Below are 15018 nucleotides of genomic sequence, written 5' to 3' on the forward strand. Positions count from 1 at the left end.
TACCTTTACGATTACTTACAAGAATACGGGCAATGCTGATCTCACAGGTGTAGTGATATCCGATCAAATTCCAGGGGGTTTGACTTATGTGGATGGGAGTGCGAGCCATGGTGGCGTCTATGATCCCAGTACGCGTACAATTACGTGGAATATAGGTACTTTGACCCCTGGTAGCAGTGGCACCCTCACTTTCCAAGTAACTGTCGATAGTACTGCCACTGGCGTAATCAAAAATGTCACAGTAATTAGATGTCACGAGATTCTAGAACCTAGGGAGGCATCGGTCGAAATATCCGTTGCAGGAATAATTCCAGAGGTTCTACCATATCCAGAAGCTGTACCTGAGGTGCTACCTTATCCAGCTAAGCTTCCTCCCACCGGGTTTGAGTTATTATACTATTTAGCTGTGGCAATACTTCTGATAACCGTTGGCTTTGTTCTGCAGCTCGTCGGTTCCAAGAGGTATCCAAAAACTAGATAAGTTAGAATCTCGGAGAAAAGGCGATCTTCCATTCAACTGAAAGTGGACTTTTAACGTGGAGACCTTTTAACTCGTGGAATTACTCATCCTTATTCTGGTATCATAGGATTGCCTTGGATTTTCGTTTTCCTTAATTTTAGAGAAGAGAAATGAGGACAAAATTTTTGAAGCCTCTTGGAAAATTATTCATAGTCATTGGTGTTTTGATACTCCTGTATTTAATATTCACGGATATCTATGCAGCCTTTGAGCAACGAAAGCTCGTTCAAGAGTGGAGAGGCGGATCCAAGGATTCGTTGCCTTCAGCGAAGGACTCTCTACCTTCAATGATTCCTCCTCTTTCGGAGGGTGAAAAAAAGGTTATTCAAAATCTCCCAGAGCCACGAGATAAAAAACCTATAAGTGTACGGGCATTCGCTAGATTAGTTATTCCTAAAATAGGGTTGGATGTCATCGTGGTTGAAGGTACCACTTGGGAAGCTCTCAGGAAGGGACCTGGTCACTTGGAAGGCAGCGCTCTCCCGGGTGATAAAGGAAACTGTGTGATATCCGGACACCGTGTGACCTACAGTGCGCCTTTTAGGCGGCTTAACGAGTTGAAATTGGGCGATGAGGTCTTGATTTACTCATTATCTCGCGAATCTCCTTGGAGATATATGGTTGTTGCGAAGAAGATAGTTAAACCCACGGATGTAAGTGCGATCAAGCCCACTGAAGATCCCAGATTAACTTTAACATCTTGCCATCCCCCTCATAGTGTAAGGCAAAGACTCATCATCATTGCTGAGCTTTCTTCCCAGAGCGAGCATTAGGGTATTAAATTCCATTTATTTGGAGGGAAATCTCGGTGATTCCATAAATAAATAAAAGAATTCTTTTGGGAGAGTATCTTTCAAATTCTTTTCACGTTTATACAAACGGAGGAATTAATGACACCTTTAAAGACGGCACAAGACTTAAAGGACATTGTGGAACGAGCAAAGGTAGGAGATGGTGAAGCTTTTGGGATGTTATACGATATCTATTTCGATCGCGTTTATGGATACATTTACTATAAGGTGGGTGATCCCACGGAGGCTGAGGATCTCACGGAAAGAGTTTTCCTGAAAGCCTTGGAAGCGATCGACAAATTTAGTTGGAGAGGAGTTCCTTTTTCATCGTGGTTGTTCAGAATAGCTCGCAATTTAATGATCGATTATTACCGAACGAGGTCGAGGTCAACCATGATACCCGTGAGTGATCGGATCCAAACCATTGATCGTGAGGATCCAGAGGAGATAGCGATAAGGAAATTTTCCTATGAAAAATTGTATGCTGCCATATCGAGGTTAACTGAAGAGCAACAGGAGGTAATCATCCTTAAGTTCTTCATGAATCTTTCGAATGCGGGAATAGCCCGAACATTGAATAAGACCGAGGGGGCAATAAAAGCTCTTCAGCATAGAGCCCTACACTCGCTGTATCGAATTTTGAAGGGAGAATCCAATGATGAACGAGAGTGATAAAATCGTTAGGTTAGCAGAGGTTTTGGATAGATGCATAGAACTTCTCCTAAGTGGAGAGGAAAATATGGAGGGATGTTTGGCTCGTTATCCTGAGTTTAAGGAAGAGCTTGAACCTCTACTCCGTACAGCTGCTTTTGTAAGAGCCGTTCCTTTACCCACACCCTCCTCGACGTTTAGAATCACAGCTCGTCAGCGGTTACTCAAAACTGCTGAAGCTAGGGGGCGAAACCGGATGGCTTTTGTCGAGAGAGTCACCGGTATCAAGGATATACTGATGAGGGTAGCCGCGGTTATTCTCATTGTTATCTTGGTGGGAAGCGGAGCGGTTGCAGCTTCTGCTCGGAGTTTACCGGACAGCCCACTTTATCCCCTGAAGATAGCCATGGAACGAGTTCAATTGGTCTTTGCCTTTGATGATTATAGCAAAGCCCAGCTGCATCTAAAATTCGCGAAAAATAGACTCAATGAGATAATGCTATTAGTTGCTCAAGGTAAAGAGGAGGGTCTTAACACCGCATTATCTGAAATGAATAATGAGGTTGAAAAGGTACAAGCCATGGTGGAAACCATCCCTGCGAACAAAAAGATGGAAATTTTACGCAAAGTAATAGAATTAACTGAGTACCAGGGGCAGGTCCTTCAAACGGTATGGACCAAAGTACCCGATCCAGCAAAAGGTGCGATACAAAGGGCCGTTGAAGTCAGCCGAAGGGGCCATGAACAGGCGGAGAGTGCTCTTAAGAAGAAGGAGAGAATTATTACACCTCCGAAACCAAAGGTTCCGAGGGCTCCAAAGGTTCCCGATAAATCGAGGATGAGAGAGGAAACCGAATCCACTCCTTCCATCAGTCCTCAAGAGAGTGAACATCCTCAAGAACGCGAAGAAGGTGAATACGAGAGAGATTCGAGGGAATAAAGTCTACTTTTATCGAGCGAGGAGATAATAGATGAGGATTTTTGATTTTCAAGTCCTTATAAAGGAAATTTATTTTGAAAAGGACAATCGCAGAGGAATTGATGGAACCTTCGTGTGGTTTACCGAAGAAGTCGGGGAGCTGGCTCGAGCTTTAAGATCGGGGAATACCACAAAACTCAGGGAAGAATTCGCTGATGTACTCGCCTGGCTGGTTAGTTTGGCTTCTCTATGCGATGTCAACTTAGAGGAAATGGCAATGAATAAATATAGCAAGGGATGCCCGAAATGTGAGCAAAAACCTTGCGCGTGCAGGGAATTTTGAAGCAAAAATATGGTGGTTTTCAATTGCGAAGGGGGATTAAAAGTTTATTTAATGGAGCGGTAGGCTATTACCCCCATTACAATGGCGAGGATCGCTATCACAAATAGACAAAGAGCCCAAAGTGTTTGCACCGATTCTATAATCATCCAATATACACCTCCATTTTTTCCTTTTATTCGACGGAATCTGCAGATATCCTTCAAATTATACATCTACTTTAGTTTGCAAATTTCCTATATCCACTCGCTTTAGCATATCAACCTCTTAAAACGAGAGCCTCCCAAGTGCCAAAATTTTTTAAAAAATTATGAAAAAATTGAAGGAATTTTGATATTGGAATAGAATTTGTAGTTTGGAGCAAAATGGTTTAAAATGGTGTAAATTGGTGTGAGGAGATTTTAGTGACGTGTTCTCGGGTGAATTTCATCACACATTGGATAGTACAGGACGATTGATACTACCAGCGGAGTTTAGAGATGCTCTCGCGGATGGCTTGTTCATTGCTAAGGGAATGGAAGAATGCTTGTTCATTTTCTCTCGCAAGGAGTGGCTACAGTTGGCGGATAAAATAAGACTTTTGCCATTAACCAAGAAAGCCGCCCGTCAATTTTCTCGCTGCCTCTTTTCGGGGGCGAAAGAAGGGGTTTTAGATAAACAAGGTAGAGTTTTGATCCCCGAGCATCTGAGGAATTACGCTGGCTTAAATAGAGATGTGGTCATAATAGGTGTTTCAAATCGATTGGAGATTTGGAACAGGGAGAATTGGGAAACTTACCAAAAGCAAGCCGAGAAATCTTATGCTGAGGTTGCCGAGCATCTGCCCGAATTGAGTATATAGAATCGGTCCTTCAAAAGTGCAGACCCGCCTGCCCAGCAGGCAAGGGGTGATTTTTAATCAAACTTTTTTCAAAAAGGTTTGAGCATAAACCGGTTTTGCTGGCTGAAGTCCTGAAGCAACTTAATTGCAGGGATGGCAGCATCGTCGTAGATTGCACCTTAGGCGGGGCAGGACACGCAAAGGCGGTTGCAGATTTAATCGCACCAGGAGGTCTCTTAATAGGGATTGATGTAGATGAAACAGCAATTGAAGCAGCAAGAGAAAATGCACGCTTCAGCCAGCAAACCAAAATAATTAGGGACAATTTTAAAAATCTCGATAAAATCCTTCACAATTTAGGTATTCATGCGGTAGATGGCATTCTCTTTGATCTCGGTCTTTCCTCGGCTCAATTGGATGCGCCCGAAAGAGGTTTCAGTTATAGATTTGAAGCTCCCTTGGATATGCGAATGGATCTTTCACAGAAGTTAACCGCTGCGGATGTGGTAAATACATACACTGAGGCAGAATTAGCATTCATTATCAAAAGATATGGGGAGGAGAGATGGGCATCTAGAATTGCTCACTTCATAGTAGAAGCTAGGGAAAGGGGACCGGTCAAAACAACCACTCAACTTGTGGGGATCATAAAAGATGCAATTCCCGCTTCGGCTCGTCGTAAAGGAGGACATCCGGCTAGAAGAACTTTCCAGGCTCTGAGGATAGAGGTCAACAAAGAGCTCGAGAGTTTGGATAAAGCCATAAGGGATGCGGTTAAGTGGCTTAAACCCGGTGGTCGGATAGTAGTCATATCTTACCACTCCTTGGAGGATAGGATCGTTAAGGATACTTTCAAGGAGTTGGCAAGGGGTTGTATATGTCCACCTTCGATACCAATTTGCCAATGTGGCAGAAAATCTTCGATCAAGATTTTAACGAGGAGACCCATAAAGCCAGGTCCTGAAGAAATTGAAGCAAATCCGCGGGCGGATAGCGCAAGATTACGCGCAGCGGAAAAGATACCTCTACCGGCAGGCAGGTAAGGTGGGAACCAATGCAAACAGCAAGGAAAATAGCAAAGACTTCGAGTCAACCTTTACGCTCATTTAAAGTCATCGAGAATCGAGGGTATGGAAGGTTCTCTTCTCCCTTTGTAAACTTTTTATTCTTCAGTTTCATCCTCGCTCTATTTGTAATGCTTAATCTCTCTCAACGTGCTCTCATTGCCCAATATGCTCTTCAGATGGAAAAGCTTAAAACAACTCTTCATGTGGAGCAAATCAAACACGAGAAACTCCTTCTGCAGGCGATGGAATTAAAATCCCCCGAGAGAATAAGAAAGATTGCCTGCGAGAAACTAGGCATGATAAGTCCAACAGAGGTTAGTTACATTACCCTCCCTCCAGAGATGAATCTCCAGGAGGAGAGAGAATCATTTGCACGGGGTTCACCTTCTTCTAAAGAATCGGATATCCTCGGGAGACTGTGTAAGCTCGCTGGACGTCTCGAGAAATTCCTGAGAAGCCCAGAAGCCGAAGCAAAGAATTAATATAGCTTGAGAGGAATCTCATGGGAAACGTCCAGTCGCGTAGGAAGGAGGAGCGAAGAATACTTCTCCTTCTTGGTATCGTTATTATTGGTCTATTGGGGATTGCTACCCGCCTTATCTTTATTCAGGGAGTTGAAGCCAAGAAATACGATACTTTAGCTCTCAAGCAGCGCCTAAGACGCATTGAGTTAGCTCCTCACCGAGGCACGATTTATGATAAAGATGGCCAGGAACTGGCGGTAAGTGTTCAGAGGGAAACGATTTATGCCACCCCCTACCTCATCAAAAATCCCCTTCGTGTTGCATCAAAACTTTCTCTCATTCTTGGTGCGAATGAAGAGATTCTTTACAAAAAGCTAACCAGAGATTGTGGCTTTGTTTACCTCGCTCGCAAAGTTGATCAGGAGAAAGCCGATGCCGTAAAGGCATTGGAGATTGAGGGGATAGGATTTTTAAATGAGAATAAAAGATACTATCCATGTAATTCCGTTGCTGCTCAAGTTGTAGGGTTTGTTGGCGTTGATAATAAGGGTCTCACCGGACTCGAACTCTATTACGATGATCTTTTGCGAGGTAGACCAGGTGAGCTTATTGTCGAGAAGGATCCCTTAGGAAGGGCTATACCCGGGGGGATTTTACAGTTATCGCCCCCCACAGACGGAAATGACATAACGCTCACACTGGATAGGGATATTCAGTTTAAAACTGAGGAGGCTCTTAAGAAGGGTGTTGAAAAATTCCATGCGAAGAGCGGCCTTGCCATCGTCATGAATCCCAAAACTGGGGAAATTTACGCCATGGCTAATTATCCATCCTTTGATTTGAATAATTTCTCAAAGACGAGCTCTGAGGTTATACGGAATCGAGCGGTTACCGACATTTATGAACCCGGCTCCACGGTAAAAGCGATCATCGCCTCCGCTGCTCTGGAGGAGAGATTATTTACACCGAAAAACATTTTTTACCTTCCTAGTACCATTAAAGTTTCAAATAAAGTGATTAGGGAAGCTCATCCAGGACCTCCAAGAAATTTCACCTTCACTCAGATTGTCACCGAGTCCAGCAATGTGGGGGCGGTAACCATTGGCTTAAAATTGGGCAGGGAAAGAATCTATAAATATCTTAGCGCCTTTGGTTTGACGGATAAGTCTGGTATCGATTTTCCCGGTGAATCCAAGGGATATGTTCCACCGCCGGATAAATGGTATGGAACGACCATTGCAAATATTCCCTTTGGTCAAGGTTTATCCGCAACTCCTCTGCTGATAATCCAGGCCATTTCCATCATTGCAAATGATGGATTGAAGGTTCGCCCCCATTTGCTTTCCTCCATAATCAGTCCTCAGGGGAGAGTGATAAAAACCTTTTCTAGAGATCCGGGTGAAAAGGTTCTCTCTTCTAAAACTGCCCGTCAAATGCGGGGTATTTTGGAACAAGCGGTGAACGTGGGAACCGGTAAGACTGCCAGGATACCCGGTTATCGAGTAGCTGGAAAGACGGGAACCGCTCAGAAAGTCAAAAAATATGGTCGTGGATATGAATCTGGGAAGTACATCGCTTCTTTCGTTGGATTCGTACCAGCCCAGGATCCTCAACTCATCGTCCTCGTAGTTATCGATGAACCCCAGGATGCTATTTGGGGCGGTGTAGTGGCCGCCCCCATTTTTAAAGAGATAGCCGAGTTCAGTCTACGTCAACTTAGGATTGCCCCCTAGTTATTTTTATTCTAGTTTAGCGAATTTTTAGACGGGCTTGTCAAAGTACAGTTATTTTAAATGTATTTGAGACCTAGAGTTGACGAATGATATTATAGCCGTAGACATCTTTTAGAGGAGAATTCAAGTGAAATTAGCGGAGTTAATCTCTTGTGTAGATGATATTTTAAGAATCGAAGGGGACTGCGAGGTGGATATAAGAAGTCTCACCCATCATTCTAAAAGGGTTAAGCCCGGAGATCTTTTTGTGTGCATTAAAGGATTGAAGACCGATGGACATCTCTATATAGAAGAAGCCATCGCCAATGGTGCTGTAGCTATTGTCATGGAGAATTGGGTGGAGATTGCTTCCCCCGTCACTCGAATTTTGGTTCCCAATTCCAGAAGAGCTCTGGCTCATCTTTCTCACATTTTCTATGAATGCCCTAGTTCTAAGCTTACTTTAGTGGGGATTACGGGGACCAATGGTAAGACTACCACCGCTCATCTTGTGGAAAGCATTCTCTCCGAGGCGGGATATAGGGCGGGATTATTGGGAACTATCCAATATAAAATTGGGGAAAGGATTTTTCCCGTGGAAAGAACGACTCCAGAGTCCTGTGATCTTCAGAGAATACTGGGGGAAATGGTTCGGGAACATGTAGATGTAGTGGTTATGGAGGTTACCTCTCATGCTATCGACTTACATCGTACTGATCATTGTCAGTTCGATGTTTTGGTTTTTACGAATTTGAGTCAAGATCATCTCGATTATCACCACAATATGGAGGAATATTTCAGGGTAAAGAGTGAGTTATTTAGAAGTAATGATGCTAGTTGCCATATTGTTAATATAGATGATCCTTATGGGCGAAGGATCGCTGAGATTTCTCATTCAAAGGAGAATTACTTATATGGTCTGGGTCCCTTGGCAAATATCAAAGCTTCGCGAGTTAGATTAAGCGATAAAGGGGCAAGATTCAAAGTCTTAAGCTCAGGTATAGACTACGATTTTTCAATGCACCTTCATGGTTTATTCAACGTCTATAATGCTCTAGCAGCGGTTTCAATAAGTCTAAGCCTCAAGCTCCCCCTTAGAGTTATAGGAACTGGTATTGGAAAAGTGAAGAGTATCCCCGGGAGATTTGAGATCATAGATTGTGGTCAAAACTTCACCGTAGTGGTGGATTACGCCCACACGCCGGATAGTTTAGAGAAAGTAATTGGTACAGCACGAGAGATAACAAAGGGAAAGGTGATCACGGTATTTGGATGTGGAGGAGATAGGGACAGACTTAAAAGACCCTTGATGGGTGCAGTGTCGAGTCGCTTGAGCGACTATACCATAATAACCTCCGATAACCCTCGGAGCGAGGATCCGGAGGAGATCATCGCTCAGATTGAGAAGGGAATAAAGCGGGAAACTTCCGCAGAATATTGCAAAATTATGGATAGAAGGGAAGCCATTTATAGGGCTATTTCCCTAGCAAATGATGGGGATACTGTCATAATCGCCGGGAAGGGGCATGAAGTCGGTCAAATATTTGCCGATAAAACCATTCCCTTCGACGATCGCTTGGTGGCTTGTGAAATTTTAAGGGAGTTGAGAAGGTGTTCCCACTAACTGTATCTCAGGTTCTATCAGCCACAGATGGGGAACTTTTGAATGGCCTGCCTCAGCTGGTCATAAACGGTATTAGCATCGATACTCGCACCTTGAAGCCGGGTGATTTATTCATTCCCATTAAAGGCGATCATTACGATGGTCATCAGTTTGTCAAGTGTGCTTTGGAGAAAGGAGCTTGTGGCTTCCTCACCCGAAGGTGGGATAAGGCTTTTAAGAATACCTTGGGCGAGTTAAAGGGGGAAACAATCGTAATAAGGGTTGAGGATGGTCTAAGGGCTCTTCAGAGTTTAGCGTGGTATTTGCGAGGGCAGCTAAGAGTCGAGGTCATTGGGATCACGGGCAGTACGGGAAAGACTTGCACGAAGGACATGCTCGCCAGCGTGCTATCTCAAAGGATGAGGGTGGTTTGGTCCGAAAGAAACTACAATAACGAAATCGGTGTCCCCCTTACCATTCTTAGAGCCAAGCAAGATACCCAGATACTGATCGTGGAAATGGCCATGCGAGGGTTGGGCCAAATCGGTGAGCTGGCGGAGATTGCCCACCCCACAATAGGATTGGTAACGAATGTAGGGAAAACCCACTTTGAATTCCTAGGTTCTGAGGAGTTAATTGCTCAGGCAAAAAGCGAATTGGTTGAAGCTATACCCGAAGATGGCACCATCTTTCTGAATCAAGATGATCTCTGGACAGAGAGGTTAAGATCCTCAGCACGGGGACGAGTGATCACTTACGGGCTTTCAGAACTTTCAAATTTTCGTGCCTGCGATATTAGTGTGGACTCCATGGGTAGACCTTCCTTTAAAATTCTTTCGAACAGGGGAAATATTTGGGTGAATTTGCCCGTTCTGGGGAGACATAATGTTTACAATGCTCTGGCTACCTCTGCTATAGCTTCCCATTTGGGTCTGCCCCTGAAGGATATCAAAAACGGTTTGGAGACATGCACTTTATCCGGGATGCGGATGCAATTATTGACCACACCTAAGGGAATCACCATTTTAAATGATGCTTACAATGCCAATCCTACCTCCATGAGGGCAGCCCTAATAGCTCTCGGGGATATAAGATCGCAGTCGCGAAAAATAGCCGTTTTGGGAGATATGTTGGAACTGGGAGAGATCACAGACGTCTCCCATTTTGAACTGGGTAAATTTGTGAAAGAGGTGGGAGTGAATACACTCATCACGGTTGGAGAGAGCGGTAAACGAATAGCTGAGGGAGCCTTACAAAGTGGCATGGATGCGAGGGAAGTTATCTCTTGCAATACTCCCACTGAAGCAGCGCTGATTTTGAATCGGATGTTGGAGCCGGGGGATATAGTCTTGGTAAAAGCCTCTCGGGCAATGAAGTTAGAGGAGGTAGCCGAGTCTTTGCTGTAGAACTCTTTATGCGTACATTCACAATTTCAAGCTTTCAATAGTGGGGATAAGGAAGATTACTTTAGTTTGCAAATTTCCTAGATAGTGGTTTTCTCTCCATAAATACTTGTCTCCGTGGTAAGTGCAAAATGTAAAGCTAAAAATGAAGAGCGAGGTCCAACGTCTAAATTTTGCCAAAGTAAAGGAAGATTAGATGATAATCTCAAGGATATACTATTATCCAACCTATCAACTTTTCCTAACCGCCGGTCTTTCCCTTTTGGGGATTGTCACTCTCATACCCTTGTGGGTAAAGATTTTAAAGTCGAGAAATATTGGACAAATTGTGCGGACCGATGGGCCTCAAGAACATTTACAGAAGCAGGGTACTCCTACCATGGGTGGTCTTCTAATCCTCCTGGTCGTAACCTTCACCTTCCTTCTGATGTCCCAAGTTAGAGGATTTAGTGGACTGAGCATTCTAGCACTGCTGACCGCTTTATCTTGTGGATTATTGGGTTTTTTTGATGATTATTGCAAGGTTATAAAGGCAAGGTCTTTAGGACTTAGAGCCAGAACCAAGCTTTCTTGGCAACTCATTATTTCACTTGTCTTCGGTTGGATAGCTGTAAAATATCTTCATCTTTCGACAGCCGTCGCCCTTCCCCTCACAGGGATCACTCTTGATCTCGGCTGGTTTTATTATATATTTCTTTTCCTCATCGTCTCAGCCACCACGAATAGCGTCAATCTAACGGATGGCCTTGATGGTCTGGCTGCAGGTACGGTAACTTTAGTCATGATGGCCTATGCTGGTATAGCCTTTAGACAGGATTGCCTCGATTTAGCCATTTTTTGTGCAGCTGTGGGCGGAGCTTGCATTGGTTTTCTATGGTATAATTCGTATCCCGCTGATATTTTTATGGGCGATACCGGTGCATTGGGTTTGGGAGGAGCCATCGCAGCTTTAGCCGTTTTGACCAAAACGGAGCTTTTCCTCCTCCTTATAGGGGGTATATACGTCATAGAGTCTCTATCAGTTATCATTCAGGTCGTCTGCTTCAAGCGACTCAAGAAGCGGGTATTCAAGATGGCTCCCATTCACCACCATTTTGAGGTCCTTGGTTGGTCGGAGACAAAGGTGATGATAAGATTTTGGATTGTATCTGGAGCTCTAGCTGGGTTGGGATTCGCTCTGTACTTCATAACTGCTATGAAAGGTGGTTAAATATGAATTTTTCTGGGAAGAAAGTGCTCGTGGTGGGAATGGCTCACAGTGGAATGGCCGCCGCAAAGAAACTGAACGATTTAGGCGCATTGGTATCCATAGTGGATTGTGCCAGGAATACTGTCCTTGAACAGAGGGCTTTGCAGTTGGAGGAAAGGGGTATCAGCACCAGGTTAGGGAATCATAGTTTCGATGATCTCAATGCCAAAGAGTTGGTGGTTGTCAGCCCAGGCGTTCCCGATAAAATACCATTCCTCGCGGAGGCGAGGCGACGCGGCATCCTCGTGTGGAGCGAAATCGAACTCGCCTATTCTCTCATCAACCTGAGAGAGCTCAGTGTCTCCATAATCGGAGTCACGGGAACCAATGGGAAGACGACGACCATTTTATTATTGGAGGAGATTTTTAAAAGGGCCAACTGTCCGACGATCGTTGCCGGGAACATCGGACACCCTTTGGTAAAATGCATTGAAGAACTCGAAGACGGCGTCACTTTAATCGTAGAACTTTCGAGTTTTCAACTGAAGAATATAGTTCATTTTAAACCACATATCGGTGTACTTCTCAACATTACACAGGATCACTTGGATTGGCACGTGGATTTCAAGGATTATATCCAGGCAAAGAGTCGGATATTTTTAAACCAGGGTGAAGGAGATTCCGCCGTAGTAAATTACGATGATCCTCTAGTTCGAGGGCTTCTCCCCGCGGTGAAGACCACCTTGATGCCCTTCAGTAAATTCAGAACGTTCGAGAAGGGGGTCTATATAAGAGGCGATAAAATTGTGTCCAATTTGAAGGGCAATGAAACCGAAATCTGCGAGGTCGAAGCAGTGAGAATAAAAGGCGAGCATAATCTGGATAACGCCCTTGCGGCTACTGCAGCTGCTCTTTTATCAGGGATTTCCCCGGAAGCCATAAATCGAGCTCTTTGCGATTTCTCGGGAGTTGAGCACAGACTGGAATACGTCCTCACCATCGATGGCGTAGATTTTTATAACGATTCCAAGGCCACCAATCCGGGGGCGACTATCAAAGCTTTAACAGCTTTTAATCGCCCCATAGTTTTACTTTTGGGGGGAAGGAATAAGGGAAATAGCTTTGAAGATATGGCTCGAGAAGTTAAGGAGAGAGTGAAAGCCGTGGTTTTATTCGGGGAGGCTACCTCAGAAATTAAAGCCGCTTTGGGTAATGGATCAAAGGTTCATTGCGCCTCCTCCGTTCCAGAAGCCGTTTTTATGGCAAAGGAACTGGCGGAGTCGGGAGATGTGGTACTTTTCTCACCAGCTTGCGCCAGTTTTGATATGTTCTCTAATTTTGAGGAGAGGGGGAAAGTCTTCAAGGAGACTGTATTGAGTTTTAGAAATCCAATATAGGCTAGACATAAATCGCCTGGGGTAGAAGCTCTTTTGCCAAAACATTGTCCTTGAGCACAAGGAATGTTTTAAATTCTAAGCACAAAGCGATTTCGAATTTAGGATTTGAGCCACCTTTCGAAACTATGTCTAGGGCATAAATCTAATATGGGTGGAAAAGCGCTTATGAAGATGTTTAGGAGAAAGCCAATTTCATATTATTGGCTTTTGGGCACCACCACTGTGCTACTATTATTCGGAGTAATCATGATTTTTAGCGCTAGCTCAGTCATAGCGTACACAAAGGAAGGCGACAGTTATTATTACTTGAAGAGGCAACTTTTATGGGCCTTCCTGGGAGTTATAAGTATGAGTTTACTGGCTAGATACGATTATCATAAATTGCGCAGGCTATCTACCATGGGAATAATGATCACGATTGCTCTTTTAGCCCTGGTCCTAATTCCTGGGATGGGGAAGACTGCTGGTGGCGCAAGCAGATGGTTAACTCTTGGTCAATTTAACTTGCAGCCGTCGGAATTTGCCAAATTGACCACCATAATCTTCACTGCAGATATTCTTACTCAAAAACATCGGGAAATCACGAATTTGTCTCATCTTTTGATCCCTCTCGTACCAATAGTGATCTTCATCGCCTTGCTGGTGGTATTCCAACCCGATTTGGGCACCGCTTTTGCTATATGTCTTTCCATTTTCATCTTAATGTTTTTAGCCGGAGCAAGAATTCACCATATTATTGGTGTAGGCTTGGTGGGATGTGCCTCCACTTTTCTTCTCATTTTTTCCGCCGGATATCGGCGCCAGAGATTCTTAAGCTTCCTCAATCCCTGGTCTGACCCTCGGGGATCGGGATTCCACATCATTCAATCTCTGCTTGCTTTTGGTTCCGGTGGCCTGAGAGGGGTGGGACTCGGTCTGGGGCGCCAGAAATTTTTTTATCTCCCGGCTTCACACACGGATTTCATTTTTGCCGTGATTGGTGAAGAGCTTGGTCTGCTGGGGACACTTCTTGTGGTGGCGCTATACTCAATCCTGGCCATTATAGGATTGAGAATCTCTTTAAAATCTCGCGACAGATTTGGAAGGTTGTTGGGAGCTGGAGTCACTTGTATGATTTTAATTCAGGCGCTCATCAACATGGGAGCAGTTACTGGAGCCATTCCCATAACGGGTATCCCTCTGCCCTTAATTAGTTTCGGCGGATCATCGCTATTCTTTACGCTGTGTTCCATCGGAATTTTGCTCAATATAGCTTCTCAAGAGCCACGAAAATCGGGAGCAAAGGCAAATGCGAGTACTCATTGGCGGAGGAGGAACCGCCGGGCATATTTATCCCGGTCTCGCTCTGGCGGAAGAATTAAAATCACTGGTGGAAGGCATTGAGATAGTATTTGTGGGCACTGAATCGGGTCTGGAGTCAGAGATGGTGCCCCAAATGGGATATATCCTCGAAACCATCGATGCGAGGGGGCTTCCTCGAAGATTTTCCATTGATTTATTAAAAACGCCTTTTTCATTGGGCAAGGGTGCCCTCGATTCTTTTAAAATTTTGAGGAAATTTGGACCCCACATAGTGGTGGGTATGGGAGGATATGTAAGCGTACCCGTGGTGGGAGTTGCAGCCTTCTTAAAAATTCCCACGGTAATTCATGAACAGAATGTGATCCCCGGCTTGGCAAACCGCCTATTGAGCCGAGTTGCAAGTGTCATCGCCACATCCTACGCCGATACTGAAGAATTTTTTCCGAAAAGGAAGGGAATTATCCTAACGGGAAATCCCATCCGGGGCGAAATTTTGGAATCCACTCATGAGGATGGAATTCTTACTCTGGGATTGGATCCTAAGAGGAAAACTCTCTTAATCTTTGGAGGAAGTAGAGGTGCTCAAAGAATAAATCACGCTGTAGTTGAGGCTTATCCATTCTTTCGCGATTCTCACGACTTGCAGATGGTTCACGCTACGGGTATGATTGATTTTGAAAATGTTTCCAATGCCATAAAAAACATTGAGAAGCCGCAGGATAAATTGATTTATAGATGTTTCCCCTATCTAGATAAGATCCATCTCGCCTATGCCGCAGCGGATTTAGCTCTTTGCCGAGCGGGGGCGACTACAATCGCCGAAATCACAGCGAGGGGGAT

15 protein-coding genes are annotated in these 15018 nt (G+C 44.5%); all 15 read left to right on the forward strand.

Going from position 1 to position 15018, the window contains the following annotated elements:
- Positions 1 to 481, forward strand: a 481-nt coding sequence (locus AB1466_03590) for a hypothetical protein (protein MEW6189180.1), incomplete at its 5' end; no start/stop codon positions are given.
- A gap of 149 nt (positions 482 to 630) precedes the next feature.
- Complete coding sequence (locus tag AB1466_03595; protein MEW6189181.1) at positions 631 to 1293, forward strand: class E sortase; 663 nt, start codon at positions 631 to 633, stop codon at positions 1291 to 1293.
- Positions 1294 to 1410: 117 nt separating this feature from the next.
- On the forward strand, positions 1411 to 1983 hold the full coding sequence (locus AB1466_03600) for a sigma-70 family RNA polymerase sigma factor (protein MEW6189182.1): 573 nt from the start codon (positions 1411 to 1413) through the stop codon (positions 1981 to 1983).
- Complete coding sequence (locus tag AB1466_03605) at positions 1967 to 2902, forward strand: DUF5667 domain-containing protein (protein ID MEW6189183.1); 936 nt, start codon at positions 1967 to 1969, stop codon at positions 2900 to 2902. Before AB1466_03600 ends, AB1466_03605 begins: the two co-directional genes overlap by 17 nt.
- Before the next feature lie 31 nt (positions 2903 to 2933).
- Positions 2934 to 3224 (forward strand): MazG nucleotide pyrophosphohydrolase domain-containing protein, encoded by a 291-nt coding sequence (locus AB1466_03610; protein ID MEW6189184.1) that lies wholly within the window; start codon positions 2934 to 2936, stop codon positions 3222 to 3224.
- A 406-nt stretch (positions 3225 to 3630) separates the two neighbouring features.
- On the forward strand, positions 3631 to 4062 hold the full coding sequence (gene mraZ / locus AB1466_03615) for a division/cell wall cluster transcriptional repressor MraZ (protein ID MEW6189185.1): 432 nt from the start codon (positions 3631 to 3633) through the stop codon (positions 4060 to 4062).
- A gap of 56 nt (positions 4063 to 4118) precedes the next feature.
- A complete protein-coding gene (gene rsmH / locus AB1466_03620; GenBank protein ID MEW6189186.1) occupies positions 4119 to 5084 on the forward strand; it encodes a 16S rRNA (cytosine(1402)-N(4))-methyltransferase RsmH in 966 nt (321 codons plus the stop codon).
- 11 nt (positions 5085 to 5095) lie between these two features.
- The gene (locus AB1466_03625; protein ID MEW6189187.1) at positions 5096 to 5590 is read left to right on the forward strand and encodes a hypothetical protein; all 495 of its coding nucleotides are present in this window, start codon (positions 5096 to 5098) and stop codon (positions 5588 to 5590) included.
- Between the two features lie 20 nt (positions 5591 to 5610).
- Positions 5611 to 7305, forward strand: a complete 1695-nt coding sequence (locus AB1466_03630; protein MEW6189188.1) for a penicillin-binding protein 2 — start codon at positions 5611 to 5613, stop codon at positions 7303 to 7305.
- Positions 7306 to 7432: 127 nt separating this feature from the next.
- Complete coding sequence (locus AB1466_03635; GenBank protein MEW6189189.1) at positions 7433 to 8908, forward strand: UDP-N-acetylmuramoyl-L-alanyl-D-glutamate--2,6-diaminopimelate ligase; 1476 nt, start codon at positions 7433 to 7435, stop codon at positions 8906 to 8908.
- On the forward strand, positions 8896 to 10293 hold the full coding sequence (gene murF, locus AB1466_03640; GenBank protein MEW6189190.1) for a UDP-N-acetylmuramoyl-tripeptide--D-alanyl-D-alanine ligase: 1398 nt from the start codon (positions 8896 to 8898) through the stop codon (positions 10291 to 10293). Before AB1466_03635 ends, murF begins: the two co-directional genes overlap by 13 nt.
- 193 nt (positions 10294 to 10486) lie before the next feature.
- Positions 10487 to 11500, forward strand: coding sequence for a phospho-N-acetylmuramoyl-pentapeptide-transferase (gene mraY, locus AB1466_03645; GenBank protein MEW6189191.1), 1014 nt, complete (start codon positions 10487 to 10489; stop codon positions 11498 to 11500).
- 2 nt (positions 11501 to 11502) lie between these two features.
- Complete coding sequence (gene murD / locus AB1466_03650) at positions 11503 to 12876, forward strand: UDP-N-acetylmuramoyl-L-alanine--D-glutamate ligase (GenBank protein ID MEW6189192.1); 1374 nt, start codon at positions 11503 to 11505, stop codon at positions 12874 to 12876.
- 171 nt (positions 12877 to 13047) lie between these two features.
- Positions 13048 to 14259, forward strand: coding sequence for a putative lipid II flippase FtsW (gene ftsW, locus AB1466_03655; protein MEW6189193.1), 1212 nt, complete (start codon positions 13048 to 13050; stop codon positions 14257 to 14259).
- Positions 14165 to 15018, forward strand: an 854-nt coding sequence (locus tag AB1466_03660; GenBank protein MEW6189194.1) for a UDP-N-acetylglucosamine--N-acetylmuramyl-(pentapeptide) pyrophosphoryl-undecaprenol N-acetylglucosamine transferase, incomplete at its 3' end; no start/stop codon positions are given. The genes ftsW and AB1466_03660, both read left to right, overlap by 95 nt.

The sequence above is a fragment of the Actinomycetota bacterium genome, assembly GCA_040755895.1.
Classification (GTDB): domain Bacteria; phylum Actinomycetota; class Aquicultoria; order Subteraquimicrobiales; family Subteraquimicrobiaceae; genus Subteraquimicrobium.

Coding starts and splice junctions, on each gene's coding strand:
- AB1466_03595 (MEW6189181.1), top strand. CDS start 631: ATGAGGACAAAATTTTTGAAGCCTCTTGGAAAATTATTCATAGTCATT.
- AB1466_03600 (MEW6189182.1), top strand. CDS start 1,411: ATGACACCTTTAAAGACGGCACAAGACTTAAAGGACATTGTGGAACGA.
- AB1466_03605 (MEW6189183.1), top strand. CDS start 1,967: ATGATGAACGAGAGTGATAAAATCGTTAGGTTAGCAGAGGTTTTGGAT.
- AB1466_03610 (MEW6189184.1), top strand. CDS start 2,934: ATGAGGATTTTTGATTTTCAAGTCCTTATAAAGGAAATTTATTTTGAA.
- AB1466_03625 (MEW6189187.1), top strand. CDS start 5,096: ATGCAAACAGCAAGGAAAATAGCAAAGACTTCGAGTCAACCTTTACGC.
- AB1466_03630 (MEW6189188.1), top strand. CDS start 5,611: ATGGGAAACGTCCAGTCGCGTAGGAAGGAGGAGCGAAGAATACTTCTC.
- mraY (MEW6189191.1), top strand. CDS start 10,487: ATGATAATCTCAAGGATATACTATTATCCAACCTATCAACTTTTCCTA.
- murD (MEW6189192.1), top strand. CDS start 11,503: ATGAATTTTTCTGGGAAGAAAGTGCTCGTGGTGGGAATGGCTCACAGT.
- ftsW (MEW6189193.1), top strand. CDS start 13,048: ATGTTTAGGAGAAAGCCAATTTCATATTATTGGCTTTTGGGCACCACC.